The organism is Pseudovibrio exalbescens, assembly GCF_028737195.1.
GTDB classification, from domain to species: Bacteria; Pseudomonadota; Alphaproteobacteria; order Rhizobiales; family Stappiaceae; genus Pseudovibrio; species Pseudovibrio zosterae.
In genome coordinates, this window is record NZ_JAQZAJ010000001.1 from 21,500 (window position 1) to 40,916 (window position 19,417).

The 19,417-nt window shown below is 62.4% G+C and carries 22 protein-coding genes; 11 read left to right on the forward strand and 11 right to left on the reverse strand.

What is annotated here, in order from left to right:
- Positions 1–56: 56 nt before the first annotated feature.
- From PUV47_RS00140 to PUV47_RS00185, 10 genes are all read left to right on the forward strand, one after another.
- Positions 57–212, forward strand: a complete 156-nt coding sequence (locus PUV47_RS00140) for a DUF7697 family protein (protein ID WP_274217433.1) — start codon at positions 57–59, stop codon at positions 210–212.
- A complete protein-coding gene (locus tag PUV47_RS00145) occupies positions 205–954 on the forward strand; it encodes a hypothetical protein (RefSeq protein ID WP_274216410.1) in 750 nt (249 codons plus the stop codon). Before PUV47_RS00140 ends, PUV47_RS00145 begins: the two co-directional genes overlap by 8 nt.
- A complete protein-coding gene (locus PUV47_RS00150) occupies positions 939–2,216 on the forward strand; it encodes a phage tail tape measure C-terminal domain-containing protein (RefSeq protein WP_274216411.1) in 1,278 nt (425 codons plus the stop codon). Before PUV47_RS00145 ends, PUV47_RS00150 begins: the two co-directional genes overlap by 16 nt.
- A complete protein-coding gene (locus PUV47_RS00155; protein ID WP_274216412.1) occupies positions 2,216–2,842 on the forward strand; it encodes a DUF2460 domain-containing protein in 627 nt (208 codons plus the stop codon). The genes PUV47_RS00150 and PUV47_RS00155 overlap by 1 nt, the downstream gene beginning before the upstream one ends.
- A complete protein-coding gene (locus PUV47_RS00160) occupies positions 2,839–3,723 on the forward strand; it encodes a DUF2163 domain-containing protein (protein ID WP_274216413.1) in 885 nt (294 codons plus the stop codon). The genes PUV47_RS00155 and PUV47_RS00160 overlap by 4 nt, the downstream gene beginning before the upstream one ends.
- Positions 3,720–4,151, forward strand: coding sequence for an NlpC/P60 family protein (locus PUV47_RS00165; RefSeq protein WP_274216414.1), 432 nt, complete (start codon positions 3,720–3,722; stop codon positions 4,149–4,151). Before PUV47_RS00160 ends, PUV47_RS00165 begins: the two co-directional genes overlap by 4 nt.
- Positions 4,152–4,160: 9 nt before the next feature.
- Positions 4,161–5,411 carry a hypothetical protein gene (locus PUV47_RS00170; RefSeq protein WP_274216415.1) on the forward strand — a complete coding sequence of 417 codons (1,251 nt, stop codon included), beginning with the start codon at positions 4,161–4,163 and terminating at the stop codon, positions 5,409–5,411.
- The gene (locus tag PUV47_RS00175) at positions 5,297–8,878 is read left to right on the forward strand and encodes a baseplate multidomain protein megatron (protein WP_425313732.1); all 3,582 of its coding nucleotides are present in this window, start codon (positions 5,297–5,299) and stop codon (positions 8,876–8,878) included. Before PUV47_RS00170 ends, PUV47_RS00175 begins: the two co-directional genes overlap by 115 nt.
- Before the next feature lie 167 nt (positions 8,879–9,045).
- Positions 9,046–11,202, forward strand: a complete 2,157-nt coding sequence (locus tag PUV47_RS00180) for a molybdopterin-containing oxidoreductase family protein (protein WP_274216417.1) — start codon at positions 9,046–9,048, stop codon at positions 11,200–11,202.
- Between the two features lie 4 nt (positions 11,203–11,206).
- Complete coding sequence (locus tag PUV47_RS00185; RefSeq protein WP_274216418.1) at positions 11,207–11,890, forward strand: alkylmercury lyase family protein; 684 nt, start codon at positions 11,207–11,209, stop codon at positions 11,888–11,890.
- A gap of 10 nt (positions 11,891–11,900) precedes the next feature.
- Here PUV47_RS00185 and PUV47_RS00190 read toward each other — a convergent pair whose 3' ends face one another.
- The 3 genes from PUV47_RS00190 to PUV47_RS00200 are packed head-to-tail and all read right to left on the reverse strand — an operon-like array spanning position 11,901 to position 13,166.
- Positions 11,901–12,341 (reverse strand): MaoC/PaaZ C-terminal domain-containing protein, encoded by a 441-nt coding sequence (locus PUV47_RS00190; RefSeq protein ID WP_274216419.1) that lies wholly within the window; start codon positions 12,339–12,341, stop codon positions 11,901–11,903.
- Positions 12,334–12,741: a DUF2000 family protein gene (locus PUV47_RS00195; RefSeq protein WP_274216420.1), complete on the reverse strand. Its 408-nt coding sequence runs from the start codon at positions 12,739–12,741 to the stop codon at positions 12,334–12,336. Before PUV47_RS00195 ends, PUV47_RS00190 begins: the two co-directional genes overlap by 8 nt.
- Before the next feature lie 11 nt (positions 12,742–12,752).
- Positions 12,753–13,166: a MarR family winged helix-turn-helix transcriptional regulator gene (locus tag PUV47_RS00200; RefSeq protein WP_274216421.1), complete on the reverse strand. Its 414-nt coding sequence runs from the start codon at positions 13,164–13,166 to the stop codon at positions 12,753–12,755.
- A 114-nt stretch (positions 13,167–13,280) separates the two neighbouring features.
- Here PUV47_RS00200 and PUV47_RS00205 point away from each other — a divergent pair, with 114 nt between their 5' ends.
- A complete protein-coding gene (locus PUV47_RS00205; RefSeq protein ID WP_274216422.1) occupies positions 13,281–14,036 on the forward strand; it encodes an alpha/beta fold hydrolase in 756 nt (251 codons plus the stop codon).
- A 6-nt stretch (positions 14,037–14,042) separates the two neighbouring features.
- Here the strand turns inward: PUV47_RS00205 and PUV47_RS00210 are convergent, their stop codons facing one another.
- From PUV47_RS00210 to PUV47_RS00245, 8 genes are all read right to left on the reverse strand, one after another.
- Positions 14,043–14,585 carry a GNAT family N-acetyltransferase gene (locus PUV47_RS00210; RefSeq protein ID WP_274216423.1) on the reverse strand — a complete coding sequence of 181 codons (543 nt, stop codon included), beginning with the start codon at positions 14,583–14,585 and terminating at the stop codon, positions 14,043–14,045.
- 285 nt (positions 14,586–14,870) lie between these two features.
- A complete protein-coding gene (locus PUV47_RS00215; protein ID WP_274216424.1) occupies positions 14,871–15,638 on the reverse strand; it encodes an SDR family oxidoreductase in 768 nt (255 codons plus the stop codon).
- 23 nt (positions 15,639–15,661) lie between these two features.
- Positions 15,662–16,219 carry a YceI family protein gene (locus PUV47_RS00220; RefSeq protein ID WP_274216425.1) on the reverse strand — a complete coding sequence of 186 codons (558 nt, stop codon included), beginning with the start codon at positions 16,217–16,219 and terminating at the stop codon, positions 15,662–15,664.
- Positions 16,216–16,827, reverse strand: a complete 612-nt coding sequence (locus PUV47_RS00225) for a cytochrome b (protein ID WP_274216426.1) — start codon at positions 16,825–16,827, stop codon at positions 16,216–16,218. Before PUV47_RS00225 ends, PUV47_RS00220 begins: the two co-directional genes overlap by 4 nt.
- Positions 16,824–17,492, reverse strand: coding sequence for a YceI family protein (locus PUV47_RS00230; protein ID WP_274216428.1), 669 nt, complete (start codon positions 17,490–17,492; stop codon positions 16,824–16,826). The genes PUV47_RS00225 and PUV47_RS00230 overlap by 4 nt, the downstream gene beginning before the upstream one ends.
- Positions 17,493–17,515: 23 nt before the next feature.
- A complete protein-coding gene (locus PUV47_RS00235) occupies positions 17,516–18,088 on the reverse strand; it encodes a carboxymuconolactone decarboxylase family protein (protein ID WP_274216429.1) in 573 nt (190 codons plus the stop codon).
- Between the two features lie 4 nt (positions 18,089–18,092).
- Positions 18,093–18,734: a glutathione S-transferase family protein gene (locus tag PUV47_RS00240; protein ID WP_274216430.1), complete on the reverse strand. Its 642-nt coding sequence runs from the start codon at positions 18,732–18,734 to the stop codon at positions 18,093–18,095.
- A 3-nt stretch (positions 18,735–18,737) separates the two neighbouring features.
- Positions 18,738–19,364, reverse strand: a complete 627-nt coding sequence (locus PUV47_RS00245; protein WP_274216431.1) for an FMN-dependent NADH-azoreductase — start codon at positions 19,362–19,364, stop codon at positions 18,738–18,740.
- Positions 19,365–19,417: the final 53 nt, after the last annotated feature.

The window sequence follows — 19,417 nt, forward strand, 5'->3', positions numbered from 1 at the left end:
ATGACGGCTGGCAGGTCTGGGATCTGGTCGGGCGTCTAGGCGGACAACTCCGCGTGTTGCCCGGCGCCGTCGTCGGCTGGGACATGTCCGCCGCGCTCGCGCTCGGTAGCGCCCTCGGCGTGCCGCCGCTCGCAATGGCCGAACTGCTTCCCGTCATCGAAGCGGTGATGGTGGCCAAACTCAACGAACAGATGGAACGTCCCGATGGCTGAAAAGCGTGTGTCCGTCCGCCTCGCCGCGGTCGGCGGGCGACAGGTGAGCGCCGAACTGGAAGGTGTCGGCGAGGCCGGCGCGCGCGGCTTCGGCCGTCTCAGTCGCGAGATGGAGGCGGCCAACGCCCGGCTCGCAGGTTTCGCACGGCGGGTGCGAGTTGCGGCAGCTGCTGCGGTGGCTGCGGCCACGGCGGCCGGCGTTGCAATGGTCCGCTCTGGCCTGCAGACGGTGGATGCGCAGGCCAAACTCGCCCAGTCGCTCGGGACCACCGTCGCCTCGATCCAGACGCTCGAGCGGGCGGGCGAGTTGGCGGGCGAGTTGGCGGGCGTGTCGATGTCCGGCATCGAGCAGGCGACGAAGGATCTGACGCGACGGCTGAGCCAGGCTGCCGCCGGGACCGGTCCCGCCGCCGACGCGCTCGACCGGCTGGGGCTCTCGGCGTCCGACCTGCTGGCCCTGCCGCTGGACGAGCGCGTCGGCGCGATCAACGCCGCAATCGAGGACTTCGTGCCCGCCGCCGAGCGTGCAGCCGTGGCAGGCCAGCTCTTCGGCGAGGAAGGCTCCATCGCCATCTCGCGGATCGACACGGCAACGTTGCGCCAGGCCACAGAGGACGTTCTCGCTTTCGGTGTCGTCGTGTCGGAGCAGGATGCCGACCAGATCGAGCGGAAGAACGATGCCATCTCAAGGTTGGGGCTGATCTGGCGGGGGCTGCGACCACGGCGATGTTCTTCGATTTGAAGGCCGATGCCGCCTCCGGCATGCAGAGCGCAATCGAGAGCGTGGTGGCTTTTGGCAACACGGCCGCGAACACTTTTGAGGGTGCCTATGAGGCAATCAAGGCGATCTGGGGAATGCTGCCCGCCGCCATCGGCGATCTCGCGTTTCAGGCGGCGAACAGCCTGATCGACGGTGTCGAAGCGATGCTGAACGGCGTTGTTTCTCGGATCAACGGCTTCATCGGCGGCATCAATCAGGGGCTGGAAGCGCTCGGGTCCGAACGACGGATCTCGATTATCCCGGATCTTGAGCTGGGCCAGATTGAGAACCGCTTCGAGGGTGCTGCGACTGCCGCGACAACTGCCGCGCAGACGGCGTTCGACCGGGCCTTCGAAGAGAACCCGCTCACAGCCCCCGATCTCGGGCTCACCGAGGTGGCCAATTCTGCACTGGCGACAGCCAACACGTATCGCGGTGCAGCGCGGGATTTGGCAGAAGGTGCGCGTGCGCCACTCGTCAGCTGGCAGGCGCTGCGCGATGCGGTGCGGGGCAGCGATGACGATGGCGCCGATGCGCTGACCGAAGCCACCGACGCGGCGGCGCGGTTCGAGACAGCCCTTGGCGATGCCGGACAGGCGGCCAAGGGTGCGGGCGCAGCGGTCGGGGCTGCAGCGGCCGCCGCCGAACCCAATACCGAAGCCGCCGTCACCGGCTGGCAAGCGGTCACCGCTGCACTTTCCGACTATGCCAGCAAGGCGCGTGAGATCGGCGGAGATATCGGACAGAGCCTCGTCAGCGCGTTCCAGTCGGCCGAGAATGCTGTCGGTGAGCTCGTGAAGACCGGCAAGCTGGATTTCCGCGATCTGGTTACCTCGCTGCTGGCCGATCTCGCCAAGCTTGCGGCGCGTCGGTTCATCCTGGGGCCGATCGCCAATGCGCTTTCCGGCGCGCTTGGCGGCGCGGGTGGTATCTTCGCGAACATCCTGCATGCGGGCGGCATGGTTGGATCGGGCGGGCCTTCGCGCATGGTCCCGGCCATGGCCTTCGCCGCCGCTCCTCGCATGCATTCAGGCGGCGTTGCCGGGCTGCGCCACGACGAGGTGCCCGCAATCCTGCAGCGTGGCGAACGCGTGCTGTCACGGCGTGAGGCGGAATCCTATGGCGGAGGCGGCGGTGTGAATGTCACGATCATGGCCCGTGACGCAGAGAGCTTCCGGCAATCGAGGACGCAGGTCGCGGCGGACATTGCCCGCGCCGTTTCCCTCGGGCGGAGGGGCATGTAATGGCGTTTCATGAGGTCCGGTTTCCCGACAATATCAGCCGGGGCGCACGCGGCGGGCCGGAACGCCGCACCCAGATCGTCGAACTCGCCTCGGGCGACGAGGAGCGCAACGCCAGTTGGGCCAACTCGCGACGCCGCTACGATGTCGCCTACGGCATCCGCCGCGCCGACGATCTGGCCGCGGTCGTTGCCTTCTTCGAGGCGCGCAACGGTCGCCTGCACGGGTTTCGCTTCAAGGACTGGGGCGATCACAAGTCCTGTCTGCCTTCAGGAACGCCATCGCTGACCGATCAGTCGATTGGCACCGGCGACGGCGCGACCACCGCCTTCCAGCTGGTGAAGCGCTACGCCTCGGGCAGCCAGATATGGACCAGAACGATCACCAAGCCCGTCGCTGGCACGGTGCGCGTCGCCCTCGATGGCGCCGAACAGTCGGGCGGCTGGTCCGTCGACACCAAGACCGGTGTTGTCACCTTCAGCGCCGCGCCGGGCTCCGGTGTCGCGATCACCGCAGGCTTCGCATTCGACGTGCCCGTCCGCTTCGACACCGACGCGCTCGATGTAACGCTGGATCTCGAGCGGCTCGGCTCGATCACCTCCATCCCGCTTCTGGAACTGCGCCGATGAAGACACTTGATCCCGCCCTGCAGGCCCATCTCGACGAGGGCACGACCACGCTCGCCTGGTGTTGGCGGATCAGTCGCGCCGATGGCGTCACCTTCGGCTTCACCGACCATGACCGGACGCTGACCTTCGATGGCACCGATTTCGAGCCCGAGAGCGGGCTGACGGCGTCCGAGGTGCGCTCGGGCTCCGACCTGTCGGTCGACGCGCAGGACGCCGAGGGCGTGCTGACCTCGGACCGGATCACCGAAACCGACATACTCGATGGCCGCTGGGACAACGCCGAGGTCGAAGTCTGGCGGGTAAACTGGGCCGACACCGGCCAGCGCGTATTGATGCGGCGCGGTGCCATTGGCCAGATCCGGCGTGGGCGGTTGGCCTTCGTCGCCGAGGTCCGCTCTCTCGCCCATGTGCTGGGCCAGACGGTCGGGCGGACCTTCCAGGCGACCTGCGATGCCGCGCTCGGCGATGCGCGCTGCGGCGTCGATCTCGAGGATCCGGCCTTCAAGGGGACGGGCGCCGTGATCGATCTCCTGCGCGACCGGGCCTTTACCGCGTCGGGGCTCGGCGTCTTCGAGGCCGGCTGGTTCACCTTCGGCACGGTCGAATGGACCGGCGGCGCAAACGCGGGACGGCGGTCTGAGATCATCGCACATGACCTGACTGACGGTATTGCGCTGCTGACGCTTCTGGAAGCGCCGGTCCGGTCCATCGGGGCCGGTGATGCTTTCACCATTCGTGCAGGCTGCGACAAGCGTATCGAGACCTGCGGCGCGAAGTTCGCCAACACCGTCAATTTCCGGGGCTTCCCGCATATCCCCGGCCAAGATGCGGTGCTGCGCTACGCCACGAAGGACGGCGGCCACGAGGGGGCCGTACTGTGAGCGCCGATTCCGAGCGCGTCATCGCCATCGCGCGCTCCTGGCTCGGCACGCCGTATCACGATCAGGCCAGCCTTCGGGGCGTGGGTTGTGACTGCCTCGGCCTCGCCCGGGGCGTCTGGCGCGAGGTGGTGGGGCCAGAGCCGTTCCCGATCCCGCCCTATAGCCGCGACTGGGGCGAAACCGGGCTGCGCGAGGTTCTGGCGGAAGGCGCGCGCTCCATGATGATCGAGGTGTCGCCCGCCGAGGCCGGTCCCGGCGCGCTGCTCCTGTTCCGGATGACGCCCCGCGCCATCGCCAAGCATGTCGGGATCCTGACCGGGCCCGCCACCTTCCTTCACGCCTACGAGCGGCTCGGCGTGATCGAGGAACCGCTCACCCGATCCTGGCGGCGACGTATCGCCTTCGCTTTCTTGTTCCCGCAACGCTGAGACCCCGACATGGCCACCCTCGTTCTCGGTGCCGCTGGCGCCGCCATTGGCGGTTCGATCGGCGGTGCAATCCTTGGCGTCAGCGCCGCCACAATCGGTGGCTTCATCGGCTCCACCATTGGCTCGGTTGTCGACAGTTGGATCATCTCGTCTCTGGCGCCGACCCAGCGGATCGAAGGTGCGCGGATGGACAATCTGCGCATCACCTCTGCCACCGAAGGGGCGGCGATCCCGCGGCTCTATGGCCGGATGCGGATCGGAGGCAACATCATCTGGGCGACGGCCTTTCGCGAGGAGACAAAGACCACCACACAGGGCGGCGGCAAGGGTGGTGGGGGTGGCGGCAAGGTCAAGACCACCGAATACTTCTACTATGCCTCGTTCGCCGTTGCGCTCTGCGAGGGGCCGATCACGGGCATTGGCCGCATCTGGGCCGACGGCAAGCTGCTGGACACCGCCGGGATCACCTGGCGCTGGTATCCGGGCGACGAAGGCCAGACGGCCGATCCGCTTATTTCGGCGAAGATGGGCGTGGACAACACGCCAGCATATCGCGGCATGGCCTATGTGGTCTTCGAGGAACTGCCGCTCGGCAACTACGGCAACCGCCTGCCGCAGCTCTCCTTTGAGGTTTTCCGCCCGCTCGCCGATCCCGACACCGCCGACATGGTTGTGGCGCTGGACCGGCTGCAGGCCATGGCGCCTGCGGTCGAGAGCGTCAGTCTCGTCGTGGCCTGGTTCGGCGACGACCTGCGCGCGGGATCCTGCAAGGTGCGGCCGGGCGTCGAGGTGTCGGCCAAATCTACCACACCGGTCAGTTGGTCGGTGAACGGCGTGAGCCGCGCCGGTGCCTTCCTCGTCAGCCGCGACGAGCAGGACCGCCCGGTCTATGGCGGCACGCCCGCCGACTTCGCTGTCGTGCAGGCGATCCAGGAGATGAAGGCGCGTGGCCTGCGCGTGACCTTCCATCCCTTCATCCTGATGGACGTGCCGCCGGGCAACACCCTGCCGAACCCGTATTCCGACAACGCCGCAGAGACCGGTCAGCCTGCGTTCCCCTGGCGGGGGCGGATCACCTGTTCGCCAGCGGCAGGGGAACGCAGGTCGCGGCGCTGTTCGGCGCGGCGACGCCTGCAAGCTTCAGCATCTCGGGTCAGTCGGTTTCGTGGATCGGGCCTGCGAGCGACTGGGGCCTGCGGCGCATGGTGCTGCACTACGCGCATCTCTGCGCGGCGGCGGGCGGGGTCGATGCCTTCCTGATCGGCACCGAGATGCCGGGGCTGACGACGATCCGCTCGGGGGCCAGCACCTATCCGGCGGTGCAGGCCTATCGGGATCTGCTCGCCGATGTCCGCTCGATCCTCGGAGCCGGGACGAAGATCGGCTATGCCGCCGACTGGTCGGAATATTTCGGGCACCAGCCGGGCGACGGCAGCGGCGACGTGTTCTTCCATCTCGATCCGCTCTGGGCCGATCCGGAGATCGATTTCGTCGGGATCGACAACTACATGCCGCTCTCCGACTGGCGCGACGGGTTCGAGCATGCGGACGCGGCGGAGGGCTGGCCCGCAATCTACGACCGGGCCTACCTGCAGGGGAATATCTCGGGCGGCGAGGGCTACGACTGGTTTTACGCCAGCGCGGCAGATCGGTCGGCGCAGGCCCGGACGCCGATCACCGATGGTGCGGCGGCCAAACCATGGGTCTTCCGCTACAAGGATCTCCGCGCCTGGTGGTCGAACGCGCATTACGACCGCCCGGGCGGCGTGGAGAGCGGGACGCCGACGGCATGGGTGCCGCAATCCAAGCCGATCTGGTTCACCGAGCTCGGATGCCCGGCCATCGACCGCGGCACGAACCAACCCAACGTCTTCTTCGACCCGAAATCCTCCGAGAGTTTCACGCCGCATTTCTCGCGCGGCTGGCGGGACGACGCGATCCAGCGGGCTTATCTTGAGGCGACCTATCTCTGGTGGGGCGATGCCGCGAACAACCCGCTGTCCTCGGTCTACGGCGGCCGCATGGTGCATGTGCCGGAATGCGCCGCCTGGACATGGGACGCGCGGCCCTATCCGTTCTTTCCGGCGCTGACCGATGTTTGGACCGACGGCGCGAATTGGCGGCTGGGCCACTGGCTGACGGGGCGGCTGGGCGCGGTGTCCCTCGCCGCACTCGTCCGACACCTCTGTCTGCGCGCCGGGCTGCCCGAGGCGCGGATCGATGTCTCCGGCCTCTGGGGCGCGGTCGAGGGCTACGCCATCGGCGCACTCGAGTCCCCGCGTGCGTCCATCACCACACTCGCGCGGCATTTCGGCTTCGATGCTGTGGAGACCGAGGGCGTGATCCGCTTCATCATGCGCGGTCGGGCCTCCGTCGCCACCCTCGCGCCAGACGATCTGGTGGCGGCCCGCGAGGCCGACGTGCTGGAACTTACCCGCGGCCAGGAGACCGAGCTGCCGCAGGCGCTGAAATGGCAGGTGGCGCGGGCGGATGAGGACTACGACGCCGCCCTCGTTGAGGCGCGCAGGATCACGGTGGATACGACGCGGATTGCCTCGGAGAGCTTTCCGATGGCGGTCCCGCCCGAGGAAGCCGAACGGCGCTGCCGCCGCGCGCTGATGCAAGCCTGGACCGGGCGCGAGACAACTGCATTCCGCCTGCCGCCCTCGCGGCTGGCATTGGATCCAGCAGACGTCGTGACGCTGGCACATGACGGGAGGCACATTCCGCTGCGGTTCGTCTCCATCGCCGACGCAGAGGCACGCGGGATCGAAGCGGTCCGCCAGGATCGCGAGGCCCACGACCTGCCGCCTGGATCGCCACGGCCCTCATCGCTTTCGCAAACCGTGGTGTTCGGCGCACCCGAGGTGGCGCTGCTGGACCTGCCGCAACTGACAGAGGATCAACCCGCGCATCGGCCCTTCGCCGCAGCGCACGCCGTTCCCTGGCCGGGCGAGATGGCGGTGTTCCGCAGTCCCTCTACCGATGGCTTCGAGCTGCTGACGACATTTGGCGTCCGTGCTCGGATCGGTACGCTGGTCTCGGATTTCTTCGCGGGCCCGACTTCGCGCTTCGATCTTGGCAATGCGCTGGTGATCGATCTGCACTCTGGCGCACTGGAAAGCGTTACCGACCTGACGCTGTTCGGCGGGGCCAATGCGCTGGCCATCGAGAGCGCACCCGGCACGTGGGAAATCGTGCAGGCCGGCGTGGCAGACCTGATTGCGCCGGGCCGTTATCGAATGATGCGCCTGCTTCGTGGCCAGCGCGGCACGGAAACGGCCATGGCTAATCCGGCTCTTGCAGGCGCTCGAGTGGTAGTGCTCGACGAGGCCCTTGCGTCCCTCCCGATCGCCGAGGCCGATCTCGGGCTACCGTGGAACTGGCGCATCGGTCCTGCAAGCCGGTCTGTCAGCGACGAGACATATGTCGCGGCCTCCTTCAACCCGGTTGGCGTGGGTCTGCGGCCGTTTTCAGTCGCCCATGTCGAGCAGCCATGGCGCAAACCACGTGCGACGGGCGATCTGACCATCCGCTGGACGCGCCGCTCGGCCCTGGCGGCACGCTCGACATCCGCATCTACCAGCTCTCCGCTCTCGTCGGGCGGGGCGCACCAAGAACCGTCACCCTCACGTTCTGAAAGCCATCCCATGTCCGACGCCACGACCAATCTCCTGCTGCCCTACATCCTCGCGGCGCAGGCCCAAAAGCACGTCACCCACAACGAGGCGCTGCGGGTCCTCGACGGGCTCGTGCAGCTCTCCGTCCTAGACCGGGACCTGACCACGCCGCCCGCCAGCCCCGCAGATGGCGAACGCTACATCGTCGGCTCTGGCGCGACGGGCGATTGGGCGGGCTGGGACCTGAACGTCGCGCTCTGGACGGACGGGGCATGGCTACGTTTGCCGCCGCGAACCGGCTGGCGGGCATGGGTCGAGGACGAAGGCATGCTGCTGGTCTACGATGGGTCCGGCTGGGTCGGGACAACCCCGGCATCGCTGCAGAACCTTGCGTTGCTTGGGGTCGGCACTACGGCGGACGCGTCGAATCCGTTCTCGGCCAAGCTGAACGCCGCGCTCTGGACGGCGAAGACCGTGGCCGAGGGCGGCACCGGCGATCTGTTCTACACCATGAATAAGGAGTCGTTCGGCGACGATCTCGGCCTGACCCTGCAGACCGGCTTCGTGACCAAGGCGCTGATTGGCCTCTTCGGCTCCGACCGCTTGCGTCTTGCGGTCTCGGCCGACGGCAGCACCTTCTTCGACGGGCTCAGCGTCGACAACGCGAACGGCATCGTCGATCAGCCGCAATTGCCGCGCTTCAAGGCGTACACCAACTACGACAACTATGTCGGCGTCGGGAGCTGGACGAAGATCGGCCTCAACAACACCGACTATAACGATCAGGGTGCCTTTGATGCCGGGACCAACCTGTTCACAGCGCCCGTGGACGGCACCTACCTCTTCGGCGCGACGCTGCTCTACAAGGTCAATTCCAGCACGGCGGCTCGGATGCGCGGGCGGCTCGTACTGAACGGCGCCACCGAAATCCGGGGCTCCTATGGTGAAATCAGCAGCGCGCATGTCTCGGAGGCCACGGTTCTACGGCTGCAGACGATGGTGCCGCTGACGGCGGGCGATAAGGTTGAGCTCCAGGGTTATTTTCGCGCACAGGATGGGTATTTCGCGTCGGAACACACATCATTCTGGGGAGCGAAAGTAGGCTAGGCGAAGGTTTGAGAAGACCGTCGCCGGAAAAGCCGTTGTCAGCCTTTTACATAAGGTTGCGTGCATAAAAGTGATTAGTATACTAGAAACTAGTGTAAAGTCCGTAGAGGGCAGCGGGTCTTTTGGGGCCAGGCGCAACTTTGCGGCGTTTAATGGGGTGATCAATCTTGGAGACCAAACGCGCACTTTGCTCCTCCTGTGACATCTACTGTCAGGTCGCGGTCGATGTGGAAGATGGTTCTGTCAAGCGGGTGCGCGCAACTGACCCGCGACCGCTCAAGGCCAACATCTGTATGAAGGGCGTGCACGCTCCCGCCGGTTTTCGCCATCCCGACCGGGTCTTGCATCCCTTGCGGCGGGTGGGCGCGCGTGGGTCTGGTCAATGGGAGCAGGTCACTTGGGACGCGGCGATGGACGACATCGCCGAGCGCCTCAAAGCCATAATCGACCATTATGGGCCCGAGGCGTTGGCCGTGTCCACCAGCCAATGGAACACCCAAACAGAAAGTGGCGCGGGACGCCGGTTCATGAACCTTTTGGGCACGCCCAATTGGATCTCAGGCGTGGCGTTGTGCGCAGGGAACACAGCCGCAATCAATCGCATGGTCTATGGCTGGTTTCCCTATCCGGACTATCCCAATACGCGCTGTATCGCATTGTTCGGGCATAATCCGCGCCAGCATTCCTGGACACCGGTTTACAACGCGATCCGGCGCGCGCAGCAAAAGGGGGCCAAGCTGATTGTGCTGGACCCCAGGCGATCCGAAAACGCCGAAGCCGCAGATATCTGGCTGCCCCTGCGCGCCGGGACAGACGCCGCGATGGCCTTTGGTTGGCTGAAGGTCATTCTGGACGAAGGTCTGTATGATCAGGATTTTGTTCGGACCTGGACAGTGGGTTTTGAGGCGTTCCGCGACCGGGTCGACACGTTTCCCTTGGACCGGGTTGCCGAGATCACCGGGGTGGAGGCAGAGCGCATCGCAGAGGCGGCGCGGATGTTTGCCACCAACACACCCGGTGTCATCCCTTGGACACCAATCACGGATCAACAGCGCAACTCCACCTCGGCCATTCGTCTGCACTGCGCGCTGCGCGCGCTGACGGGATCGCTCGACGTCCCCGGCGGCGAGGTCTTACACGGGTTTCACCCGCAGATCATCTCGGAAAGCGCGTTGGAACTGCATGAGGCACTGTCGCCCGAACAGAAAGCCAAACAGCTTGGGTCGCTCACCCATCCGGCCTTTACCTACCGGGGCACTGAGGCTTTGCGAGGGCCGACCAAACGTGTCTGGGGTCATGAATATGCGAACCTCGTGTCGGGCAGCTATATGGCCAACCCCACCGCTGTGTTTCGTGCGATGGAGGAAGGCGACCCGTATCCGGTCAAGGCGTTCATTACGCTGGGCAACAACACATTGATGAGCTTTGCCAACATGTCTCGGATCGCGCGGGCGCTGCAGAACCAAGACCTAATCGTCGCCGTAGAGCATATGAAAACACCGACAGCCGCGCTTGCTGACTATATTCTGCCGGGCGATGCCTGGACCGAACGTTCCTGCCTGTCAGATGGGTTTGGGTGGACCGCCATTCAGCGCCCAAGCCAAAAGTCGGTCGAGCCACCGGGCGAATGCCGATCGGTCTATGACTTCTGGCGCGAACTCGCGGTGCGGTTCGGGTTTGAGGCGCAGTTCCCATGGGCAACGAACGAAGCGATGCTGGATCATCGGGTTGCCGGCCTTGGCATGTCATTTGACGAATTTGCCGAGCAGCACGCCTACCACATGGCGCCGCCACAATTCCGAAAATACGAGACAACAGGGTTTGCCACACCATCGGGCAAGGTCGAACTGTGGTCGAGCGTGCTCGAGGATTTGGGCTTTGACCCGTTGCCCTATTGGCGCGATCCCCCGGCCCGACCGCAGGGATATCCACTGGACTTGTTTTTCGGGATGCGGGACGATCCCTTTTTCCAAACTGGGCATCGGCATGTGGCCGCCTTGCGTGAACGCGTGCCAGAGCCGCAAGCCTTTGTGACACCAGAAGATGCCGCAAAAGCGGGGTTGGACGCGGGCGACTGGGCCTATGTTGAAACGCCAGAGGGCCGCGTGCGGTTGCAAATCGCGCTGCGCGATGACTTGCCAAATGGGTTGGTACGGGTGCCCCATGGCTGGTGGAAGCCAGAGCGCCTTCCAACGGACGCTCTCAGTGGCGCCTGGGATCATGCGGATGCGCAGATCTGTCCCGACGATGAAGACAACCTCGACCAAGAACAAGGCATCCCGCATCTGAAGGGGTTGCCATGTCGATTGAAGAAAGCCGAGTAGCAACATGCCAGTGACACATGCAGATCTGCACCATGCCATCATAAACACCATCATCGAAAGGGGGTGGGCACCCTCGATAGATGAGTTGTCGACGCTGCTCGATGCCGACCGACAAGCCGTCGTCGTCGGGCTTCGCGCCCTGCAAGATTACCATGGTGTTGTCCTGCATCCCCACAACGACGAGGTATGGGTCGCACACCCATTCTCCACGGTTCCGACAGGTTTTCTGGTTCGCGCAAGGGGCAAGGAATGGTGGGGGAATTGTGCATGGTGCTCGCTCGGAGCGGCCGCACTGACCGGTCCGGACGTGACGATCACAACTGTACCGGGATTTGATCGGTCACAAGTTTCCCTGCGGATCGAAGGCAATACTCTGTTGGACACCAACTATGTCGTCCACTTTCCAACCCCGATGGTGCGGGCATGGGACAATGTGGTGTCGACATGCACGATGATGCTGCTTTTCGATGACGAACCCGCTGTCGACACGTGGTGCGCAAAGCACGGGAAACAGAAAGGCGACGTTCGACCGATCAACCAGATCTGGGAGTTTGCCCGCGAATGGTACGGACGGCACAACGACCCTGACTGGAAGAAGTGGACCCCCACAGAGGCTGCGGACATCTTTGCCCGCCATGGATTGGATGGTCCGATCTGGGAGCTTCCCCTGGAAGGCGAGCGGTTTTAGGCAGACGCCGTCATGTGAGAAGCATTCGCCATTTTTGCACGACAAGAGGCGCTTTTGAGTCCGCGTCGACTGTTTTGATGCTCATCAGCGCAAAACGCTTTCCACTCTTGGTCGTGATGACCTGATCGGTCGTTGCGATCGCTTGCAGTTTGGTGCCTGGCTTGATGGGTTCGAGTATGCGGATGTTTTCCAGCTCTGCACCGATCAGGGGGCGATCACCGAGTGGTTTGGCGTCAACCACGAGCCGCATGGTGAGGCTGAGCACCTGCCACCCGCTTGCGACAAGTGTTCCGAAAAAGCTCTCTTGTGCTGCTTTGGCATCCAGATGCATCGGCTGAGGGTCGTAGAGTTCAGCGAAGGTAACACAATCCTCGAAGGATAGTGTCGCAGTTGCTGTCCAGATCGGCTCTCCTACGGGGAAATCCTCGGCGGTCGCATTCACCTCAGCCATGCATCTTTGCTCCTTTTGTGATCTTGTCCACGATCTTCTTGTCGGCGCGCAGGGCGACGCCGACGGTATTGCTTTCTGAGGCGCCATGCTCGGAGAAAACGGCCCGATTTGCGTCGTCATGCCCAGTGGTAAACATCTCTTCTATGTACACAGCAGTCGGCACATCTCGATCATTTGCTCGGTTGCGGATGTTTGTGAGGACATTGGCAGCACCAGTCAAAACAATCACTGGCTGGATCGACAGCGCAAGATGGTCGCGTTGATCAGCATCGGTATACTTCTGCCCAATGATATCTGGATTTGCCCCTGCGATGCCGCTCGCAAGAAATGCAGTCACGTTGAGTTTTTGCCATGTTTGCAAATCATCACGGACGATAATGGCGATTTTTGTGTCGAACATTTGTGTTTCTTTCAAAGATTAACTCTGGAGATTTCGGACAGGCTGCCTCTCACGGTTTCTGCGGAGTCCCCAAGTGCCGCGTCCATCTCTTCATTCAGCTCGTCCATCGCCTGCTGAAGCTGCGGCAACAGGATTGTGCCAGCTTCACCGAGGTGGAGAAGATAGACCCGACGGTCTTCCGTTGATCGTTCCCGACGCACCAGGTCTAGCTTTTCCAAGCGATCAAGGACGCCGACGATTGTCGCGCTGTCGATCATCAAGGCTTCGCCGATATCTCTGGATGTGCTCTCGCTGCGCTCAAAGATTGCCTGCAGTACGGCAAACTGGATCGGCGTCACGCCAAAGGGGGCAAGTTTCTCACGAGTGTATTTGGCGATGGTTTTCGCCGCGGAGCTCGCGAGGAAGCTTATGCATGTTTGGATCATGTCCATATCATCACTTTGCTTGCATACTAGACATTTGCCAATTTGCCAGCAAGGTACTATTGGTTCTTTTGACATGCAAGACGCCCCTCTCGCGAACCAAGGAAAGTGACTGTTGTGGTGAAACTTCCGAACGAACAGACTACCAGATCGCTTTCTGATGACCCTCGGCCGGGCATCCTGATGATCGCCGGGTTTGGTGATAATTCATCCATGTATGATGCGCTGCACGGTACCGAGTTGGCGAAGGCGTACTGCCTGGTCCCATTTGACATGCCTGGTTTTGGAGCGCCGGCCTTGAGGGGCCGCACATCGCTGCACGCTCTGTCAGAATGTGTACTGATTGAGGCTCGGCGCAACCGCGCGCACATCATAATGGCGCATTCGGTTGCATCGGTTGTGGCTGCAAAGGCGGCGGCAGCGTCAAACGGAGACATAAGCTGCATATTGTCACTCGAAGGCAACCTCACGGCCGACGACGCCTATTTTTCGGGGACCGCCGCAGATTATGACGGCCCGGAAAAGTTTCGGTCTGCCTTTCTGTCACGGCTTGAGCTTATGGCAAAAGAGGACGCAATTCTTGCGAGGTACCGGCGCGAGGTCGAAAGCGCTGATCCGGTCGCTCTGTGGGAGCTCGGCTGTGATGCGCGCCGCTATTCTGAAGCGTGTGTTCCAGGTGAAGAGCTTCAATCGGCGGCGCTAGTACATTACTTCTACAACCCAGTTAACTGCCCCCAAACATCCATATCATGGTTGGAAAACAACGGGATGCCGCGATCCATACTGGCGGATGCATCGCATTGGGCCCCTATAGACCAGCCAGATCCTCTTGCGCGACAAGTGACCAATTCCTTGGAGCGGCTTCTCCATTGATGCGGGTCAGTAGGCCTGCGGCTCGCGCCACATGATCCAATATGTGCGACCTAGAAGCGGCTCATAGCACTCTGTGGCGTGATTGAACCCCATACGGCGATAGAACGGCAAGCTCTTGCTGTTGAAGGTCTCCAGGTAACATAGCCTGTTCTGCTGATCCGCGCTGGCAAGTGTCGGCTGCAAAAGCCGCGCAGCCATCCCTCGACCTTGAGCCTCCGGCTTCACCGCTAGGATCGACAGATACCAAGCCCGACTGAGCGTCGCGGGGACGCGCTCGTACATGGCTTTTGAGATCGCAGTGTATGTCGCTGCGCCATCGTTCCCCAAGGTGGCGTACAAATTCTTCTGGAAAGCTTCCTTTACGTGTGTAGTTCCTTCAAAGAGGGCCGGTTTTTTCCAAATCGCAGCGCCATTGCTTCCCTCGACGACGCACAGTGTCTCAGGATCCTTGGACGAGAGAGGGATGGTGAAGTAATTCGATAGTATCGCCGTGCGTTCGGCCTCATCCTTTGCCGATCGAACTATAGCGCAATAAAATGGGTCGTGCATGAAGGCACGTGCTAGCGCGGATGCAAGGTCACTTGTGTACACGAAGGTGGCTTTCTGCATTATGGTTTTGATGTCACTGGCGTACCAAGCACCGATTGGGAGCGCCACTGAACTTGGAGGCAATTGATCACGCCGGTATTGGACTGCCGTGGCAGGGCCAATCGCTCAAACGGCCACATATTTATTGGACCGAACGACTGCTCACAACAGAATAATCCTGCGCGACGTTTGACCTACTGAAATTGGGCTGTGCACCCGCGAAGCTTCGTCTGCACAGCCCGAAGATCAGATGAGCGGTAGACCAACGGCCTTGCGACCTTCGGCGTTCTTCAAGGAAAAGTCCCCGCCATCTTGCGCGCGCGCGGCATCCGTTGTCAGCCAGGCGACGGCTTGTCCGACCCATTCCGCAGGAATATGCGCCTCCCAATCGAGTTGGCTTACGGGGTTGATGCCCGAGGATTTGATGGACCGCTGCATGTCCGTCGCAACTGTTCCGGGGCTCAGGCCCACGACATTGACTCCCTTGGGCGACAATTCCTTGTGTGCCGTCCGCGTCAGACTCAAGAGCGCCGCCTTGGTGGAACAGTAGTGGGACCAACCCTCCAGTGCCGAGGTGGCTGCACCGGACGAGATGTTGATCACAAGGCCCGAGCCCTTTTCCACCATGCCGGGCACCACAGCACGCAACATGTGGAAGGCGCCCTTCACGTTGACATCCACCACCTTGCCCCAGGCAAGCGGGTCTGCGTCTTCGATCCGGGCAATCGGGTCAATCAGCCCTGCGTTGTTCAGCAGAATGTCGACGCCGCCAAATGCCTCCTTTGTGCGCGTCACAGCGGCAATGGCCTGGTGCCAGTCTGCAACATCGCAGGCTATCCCGATGGCCTGAGGTCCGATTTCGCCTGCAATACGGTCCACGGCGCCGCCTGAGCGGGCAGCCAATGCAACATTGGCTCCAAGGGATGCAAGGTGACGCGCGGTCGCCTCGCCAATGCCACGGCTTGCCCCGGTGATCAGGGCGGTTTTTCCTGTCAAGTCGATGTCTTGATTCATTTTCTTCTGTTCCTTTGCTTGTTTCAATCTTCTGCTGCCGCGACCACACGTGCCCTCAGCAGCACTTCGGCACCTACGGCATCCTGTCCGATGCCAACGTCATGGGTCAGCCGCAGGATCACCCCGGTGATGTCTGCCTCGCCGCGCCCGTCCGCGATGTTCAAGGTGCCGCTGAGGACAAGCGGCGCCGCTATGTCGCGCAGTGTCAGGGTGCCGTTCACGTCCAAGGCGCCGGTGTCGGGCGACCAGTCGAAACCGGTAGCCGCAAACACGGCTGTGGGATGATCCTCGACTGACAACCAGGTGGTATCGCCCAGGGCTTGTGCACGCGGGTCATCGACTGACACGCTCTGCATGTTGATCTCGACCCGCAGGCTGGCATTGCCCGGTATTGCAGGATCAAAATCGATCTCGGCGGTCCAATCGGCGAAGGCGCCGACAATTTCGGACCCGCCCAGGTCGATCACGAATTCAAGGGCGCTTTCATCCCGTTCCATGATCCAGAGCGGATCGGCTGCCGCCCCCGACAGGGTAGCGGCCGCGGCAAGGATCCCGATCAGCGTTTTGCGAATGCGCGTCATTGTCGTGTCTCCGGGTTTGGAAGGATGGGCAGCATCGCGTGCAGCGTGCCGTCACGATCCAGGAGGTGATGTTTCAGGGCGGCCAGCGCATGGAGCCCTGCAAGGCCAAGCAGTGCGTAGCCGCCCAGCCTGTGCAGGGTTGCCAACACCGCCTCCCGCTCCGCGCTCGGGCCGACCGGGTGGGGAATATTAACCAACCCGAACCACAAGGTCGGCAAGCCAAGCGGAGACGATGCCGCCAGCAGCCAACCTGTGATCGGCATCGACAACATCAGTACGTAAAGCACGACCTGCGCCGCACCTGCCGCCAGCTGAATGGGCAAGGGATGGTCGTGATCGGGGCCGGATACCCGCAGCGCAATCCGGAGCCCCAACCGCATCAGAATCAACGCGAACAACGTGATCCCGATCGACTTGTGAAGCTGATAGGCCTGATAAAGCGGCACGCCCAGCACCTTCACGGTGTAGTCGCCGGTTGCGGCGGCATGTTCTTCCGCCGCAACCATGAGCAAACCAGCCCCGACCATGACCACAAGCGCAAATGCGATCCCCCAATGCAGCGCAATCAGCCAGACCGGCCAGTTGTCATTTGCGGGGCGGCGGGTCATTCGCTTGGCCCTGTGAAGCCTTCGACGCGGCCCCAGTTGCAGGGGATGTTCGTGTCAGGTGCACCGTCGCATTGCACGAGGTCGAACCGCGCATCCAGCGTCACGACAAAGCCCGTGGGTGAGCCGAGAAACGCGATGAAATCCATCCCATGGTCCAGGCGCATGATCTCACCGGTGGCGTGAAAACCAACGACTTCGATCTCGTCGTAGTTGGGGATGAATTCAGGGTAATTGCGCCGGTTGACCATCTCGAAGTCCAGCTCAACAGGCGCTGTAACTCCAAGCATCTCAAGCTCGCCCTCAAGAATGCCGGTCGTGGGTGTCAGCATTTGAACTGCGCTGGAGGTGAAGGTGATCTCGGGATGTACGTCCACATTCAGGTAATCCTGATTGCGGATGTGATTGTCCCGGCCGATATGGTTACTGTCGACGGAGGCCGCATTGATGGTGAAGGTGATCTGCGAATTCGCTGGGTCGGCCTCATCAATCAAGAAGGTGCCGTCAAATTCGTTGAACCGTCCAACAGTGTTGGCCATGTTCATGTGATCGATTTCCCACCCGATGTAGGCGTGGCCAAGGTCGAGGGTCCAAGCGACGGGTTCGGCGTACGCAGTTGAAGCAAGCATTGCAGCGGCAGCTGCCGTAAGAGCAGTTTTGCGGATCATGTGATGTTCCTTTATATATGGGGTTATGCGGCGCGATCGGCCGGGTGGGTCCAGGCCAGAGGTTTGACCGGATCGTCGAGCTCGGTATGAGCGAGCGCGTTGGTGAAATTGCTCAGGAGTTTGGTGGCGAGACCTGTCAAGACTTCAAGCGCCTGCCGCTTGTCGAAACCGGCATCGAGGAAGACCTGAAGACGCTCGTCACCGATATGTCCGCGGCTTTCAATAAGCTCACGGGCGAAGGTGCGCAGGGCTTCCAGCTTTGTGTCGGAGATTGGCGTGCCCTCGCGCAGGGCTTCGATTACATCATCGGGCATCTTTGACATTTGCATCAGCATTGAGTGACCGGCGGTACAGTAGTGACAGCGGTTCTCGAAATTCGCCGTTTGCATCACCACCTGTTGTTCTAAGGGGCTAAGCGTCGTTTCTTCGGCAAAGATGCGAAAGGTTTCGAGATACGCGCGATAGGTGGCGGGGGCTTCTGCCATCACCTGATGGAGCTTCGGAAAGAAGCCGTAGGCCGCCATTGAGGCGTCGATGAGCGCCTGGCTTTCCGCAGGAGCAGTATCTTTGGAGTGATAGGTGAATTCGGTCGTCATGTTTTTATCTCCAGTGAGGGGGGTAGGTTTCTGCGACGCCAGGAAGGGCGCTCATGCGTTTCATCCAGGCCTTTAGCGATGGCCGGTCTTCAGAAAGCCGCGCAACGGGTTCTGGTGGCGAGGCGGATTTCACGACGCCGCGCGCGATCCAGTGGAGGGCCGGATAGAGCCAGATGTCATTGGCCATCGGTGCGTCTCCCCCAAGAAAATCGGTGCTCTCCAGGGTCTCTGCGATGTCATCTGCCGCCGACAGAAGCGCGTCGCGGTCCGCGTCGGGCAGCGGGCGATTGCGCAACAGCGATTGTGCGGTGCTCGTCACTGCCGGTCGGAGATCCACTTCCATCAGCATGACATCTTGCCAGACCCGTGCTGCGCTCTTGGTATCGTCGCCCCAGATCGGGCGGTCCGGAAAGGCGCGGTCCAGCCAGGCCAGGATGGCGAGGCTTTCCCGCAGCGCCACGTCACCCATGACCAGCGTCGGGACCTGTCCTTTCGGGTTCAGCGCAAGGTATTCAGGTGCCCGGTTCTCGCCATTTTGAACGTCCAGCAGGCGATGATCGAAAGGCACTCCTTTCAGCACCAGGGCCAGCATCACCCGCCAGGCAGGCGGGCTGCCCGAGATCCAGTAGAGCGTGAGGCGGCTCATCGTTCAGGCCGCGAATTGAGCGTCAACTTGGGCCAGTGCTTCGACCGCACTCGCGGATACGGCCGCGTCATCCGCAGTCGTGCCCTCAACAGAGAAACTGGTGACCGACGTCAGGCCAATGAAGTTCAGCAACAGTGTGAGGTAGGGGCGCATGAAGTCATAGCTTTCCAGCGGCCCGCCCTTGGCATAGCCCACCGCACCATAGGCATAGGCGACATAGACCGGCCGGTCGGCCACAAGCCCGCCGAACTGCCCATCTTCATAGGAAAAGGTCTGGTTGATCCGCACCACGTGATCCACCCAGGCCTTCAGCGCCGAGGGGACGGAGAAATTGTAGATGGGTGCCGAAATCACGATGGTATCGGCGGACTTGAGCTCTGAGATCAATTCATCCGAGAGGCTCAATGCAGCGCGCAGGTCGTCGGTCAGCTGTTCAGGCGGTGTATAGAACCCGGCAATGGTCTCGTTCGAGATATGCGGAAGGGGCGCGATGGCCAGATCGCGGATGACCACCTCGGCGTCCGGTTCCTGAGCTTTCAGGTTCTTGACGATCTGGTCGGCCAATTCGCGGCTGCGAGAGCCCCCATTGCCGGGCCGTGCAGAGCTGTCGATGCGAAGAATTCGGGTCATGTCGATGTCCTTTTTGACGTGTTGAGGCCGATATGGCCCATGCGCGACTTGCG